This window comes from Arsenophonus sp. ENCA (assembly GCF_002287155.1).
In the GTDB taxonomy this organism is placed as follows: Bacteria; Pseudomonadota; Gammaproteobacteria; order Enterobacterales; family Enterobacteriaceae; genus Arsenophonus; species Arsenophonus nilaparvatae.
Genome location: NZ_NHNG01000358.1, coordinates 1 through 3,054, shown reverse-complemented (window position 1 = coordinate 3,054; position 3,054 = coordinate 1). Strand labels below are relative to the sequence as shown.

At 38.9% G+C, this 3,054-nt stretch carries 6 protein-coding genes; 3 read left to right on the top strand and 3 right to left on the bottom strand.

The window, feature by feature from the left end:
- Positions 1-368: 368 nt before the first annotated feature.
- A complete protein-coding gene (locus CBG25_RS09495; RefSeq protein ID WP_290606257.1) occupies positions 369-638 on the bottom strand; it encodes a hypothetical protein in 270 nt (89 codons plus the stop codon).
- A 175-nt stretch (positions 639-813) separates the two neighbouring features.
- On the opposite strand from CBG25_RS09495, the gene CBG25_RS09490 reads away from it, so the two are divergent.
- Positions 814-1,140: a plasmid partitioning/stability family protein gene (locus tag CBG25_RS09490; RefSeq protein ID WP_290606255.1), complete on the top strand. Its 327-nt coding sequence runs from the start codon at positions 814-816 to the stop codon at positions 1,138-1,140.
- A 54-nt stretch (positions 1,141-1,194) separates the two neighbouring features.
- Here the strand turns inward: CBG25_RS09490 and CBG25_RS09485 are convergent, their stop codons facing one another.
- A complete protein-coding gene (locus CBG25_RS09485; protein ID WP_290606254.1) occupies positions 1,195-1,494 on the bottom strand; it encodes a hypothetical protein in 300 nt (99 codons plus the stop codon).
- Positions 1,495-1,513: 19 nt separating this feature from the next.
- On the opposite strand from CBG25_RS09485, the gene CBG25_RS09480 reads away from it, so the two are divergent.
- Positions 1,514-2,158, top strand: coding sequence for a DNA methyltransferase (locus tag CBG25_RS09480; RefSeq protein ID WP_290606253.1), 645 nt, complete (start codon positions 1,514-1,516; stop codon positions 2,156-2,158).
- On the top strand, positions 2,148-2,393 hold the full coding sequence (locus tag CBG25_RS09475) for a hypothetical protein (protein ID WP_290606252.1): 246 nt from the start codon (positions 2,148-2,150) through the stop codon (positions 2,391-2,393). The genes CBG25_RS09480 and CBG25_RS09475 overlap by 11 nt, the downstream gene beginning before the upstream one ends.
- Before the next feature lie 58 nt (positions 2,394-2,451).
- Here CBG25_RS09475 and CBG25_RS09470 read toward each other — a convergent pair.
- Positions 2,452-3,054: integrase core domain-containing protein (locus CBG25_RS09470; protein WP_290603686.1), on the bottom strand; the 603-nt coding region annotated here is incomplete at its 5' end.

Here is a 3,054-nt window from a genome sequence, read left to right as displayed (position 1 = left end):
ATTTGAAAACACCTTTGTTTTATATTTTTTTCTCTCAACCCATACTGCAACATCGAATTTTAATTTAGCGACATCAATACCCACTGAGGTTTTGATCATGGTAAATTCTCTCATGAAAAACAGATAATTGAATATATCGTCCTAACCTTCCTTATAAATACGTGCTCGTAGCACAAGATACCGTTCGGTTTTGAAGACGATGATGAATATGTCACCAGGGTTTAATCTGAGGTACAAGCTCTAAGCTTAAGGCAGCGTACAAACTCACCGGTAACATCCCAATGATCAGTTGGGGATCATTAACCTTTGACAGTCAATGATCAAGATATAAGAACAGCGTAAAATTTACTTCAATCACCGAAACACCCTTATTTCACTATTAAGCAACACGCTTTACGTGTTTTGGCAATCAATGTATCATCGGCAATTAGTACACAAGGGCTTTTTTTGTCTATAGAAGGTTCAACTAATCGCCATAGGTCTTTAGGGCGGAAACATCTACTTTTTAACCATCGGCTAACCGTGTCATGAGATAAAGGCGATGGGCTGACTTCTGATAACGCCAAACTAGAGTATCTTACACTGCTTACTTGCAAGAATATTTTATAGATATCTTTAATGCATGGATAACCGGACAAAATATGAACATCCTGATTTTTTCTTGTTTTTAAATTTATACTTCTTTTTTTAGAGACTGCGAAACTCGTGATTGTTAAAGATTTTGAACATTTAAAGAACAAGATCTATCAAGTTCCTGATTCGCAATTTGCCTTAGTCAAATCGATTGCTAATATGATTTTAGGGGACGATTAAATGAGTGATAAAAGAAAGAAAATCATTGTACATATTCATCCAGATTCCTTCAAAGAAGACCAATTCGCCGATGAAATGCTTGATCAACAGTTAATCAAAAAAGGCGATTTTCTGAGGAAATGTTTCTTATCAGGCTTGGCTTTGCATTTAGCTGATAATCGATTGCCCAATATGATCTCCTGTCTATTAGATGAAAATTTTAATCTTGAACAATTGCATAACGTTTTGGCTTTGATCTCAAAGTCAGATAGCCCTACAAAAAAAGAAAATATTTCAGAAGAAAAAAAAGTTTTAGATGAAATCAAAAATAACTTGTTGATTGGGTGACATCAGAAACCGAGCAAGGATGTCGCCGCTAATGGCGGCTCAGCTTATATTTTCCTACAGGTTGTTAAAAGCATAGTGAAAAAAAGCGTATCGCTTAAATAGATTGAATTCCGCACAGAAATAATATTTATCCATCTCATTAAGTTGAATTTTGAAGGACTCCCTTACTGCCCGATGCCAGCTTGCCATACGCCCATTTTTAGGGGACGGCAAGCCTTCAAGTGGCTTTCGCGGCATATCCTCGCCACACGTGGCTCCGGTATTCCACGTTCCACTTGACCCCAAATGGTCAATGGCTTCGTGACATCGGGCAGTAAGGGAACGGTGACGTGGGGTCACCTCCTGCTGTCCCACTAAATAGGAGACACTCCAAATGTCCCGATTTATACAAGGCGACAGCCTGAAAATTATGTCAACTTTTCCTGATAATGCAATCGATTTTATTCTCACCGATCCGCCCTATTTGGTTGATTACACCGACAGATCAGGGCGCACAATTGCCAACGATAAAAATGACGAATGGTTATTGCCCTCCTGTCAACAAATGTTTCGCGTATTGAAACCAAATAGTTTGATGGTCAGTTTTTACGGCTGGAATCGGGTTGATAAATTTGTTGATGCTTGGAAAAAATCCGGCTTTCGTATTGTTGGTCATCTCGTTTTCAAGAAACGTTATGCATCAAAAACTGGGTTTTTTGGGCACAGCCACGAAAATGCTTATCTGCTGGCGAAAGGCCGTCCCGTGATGCCCGTCAAGCCAATGAAAGACGTACAGTCATGGAAATATACAGGCAATCTTTATCATCCGACACAAAAGCCTGTTAGTAGCTTACAACCGCTCATAGAGTCTTTTACGCAACCTAACGCAATTGTACTTGATCCGTTTGCGGGTTCTGGCTCTACCTGTATCGCTGCTGTGCTTTCAGGACGGCGTTACATCGGTATTGAGCTTATTGCTGAATATCATGCCATTGGTCAACAACGTATTGCCGCTTTGCGTGCTTGTCGTGCAGCCTAAAGAGGAAATCAAAATGAATTATTCGGGTCATGAAGTGCTACGAAAAGAGGTGGCTTTACTCGTTGAGAAAATGGATATGTTTTATATCCAACTTTTCGAGTTTGAGCGGAAATATTTATATAACTCTGATGAACTTACCGAACGTTTAGCGGCGCAACTGATGAAGCCGATTAAAAATCAAATGCAAGCGATTTATAAACAAGTCATTGCGCTGGACAGTGCTTTTAAAGATTAATTGTAGTAGCTCAGACTTGATCTGACAGTTACCGGTTATTTATACAGTATCTGTCAGGCTAAATTTGATTTAAATCTTTTTCTCTCCAAATTTGTTTTCCATCGTGTAAAGTTGCTATGGGTGTTCGACCGCAACACATTTTTCCTTGATGAGTACGCTGGTTATTGTATTCCTCTAACCATTTATCTAAATCAGTTTGTAATTCCTCTAAATTACCGTAGATTTTCTTACGAAAAACTACCTGGTAGAACTCTTGTAATACGGTTTTATGAAAACGTTCACAAATTCCATTAGTTTGAGGCGAGCGTGCCTTAGTTTTTGTGTGATCAATATCGTTGATAGCCAGATAAAGTTGATAATCGTGATGCTCAACTTTACCACAATATTCACTACCTCTGTCCGTCAGTATACGTAATATCGGTAATCCATGTTGGGCATAAAAAGGCAGAACCTTGTCATTTAATAAATCCGCAGCAGTTATCGAACTTTTCGTTGTGTAAAGTTTACAATGAACGACTTTGCAGTAAGTATCAATATAAGTTTGTTGGTAGATACGACCAACACCTTTTAAATGACCAACATAAAAAGTGTCCTGCGACCCCAGGTAACCCGGATGTGCTGTTTCAATCTCACCACTGGCTTCATCATCCTGTGCTTTCTT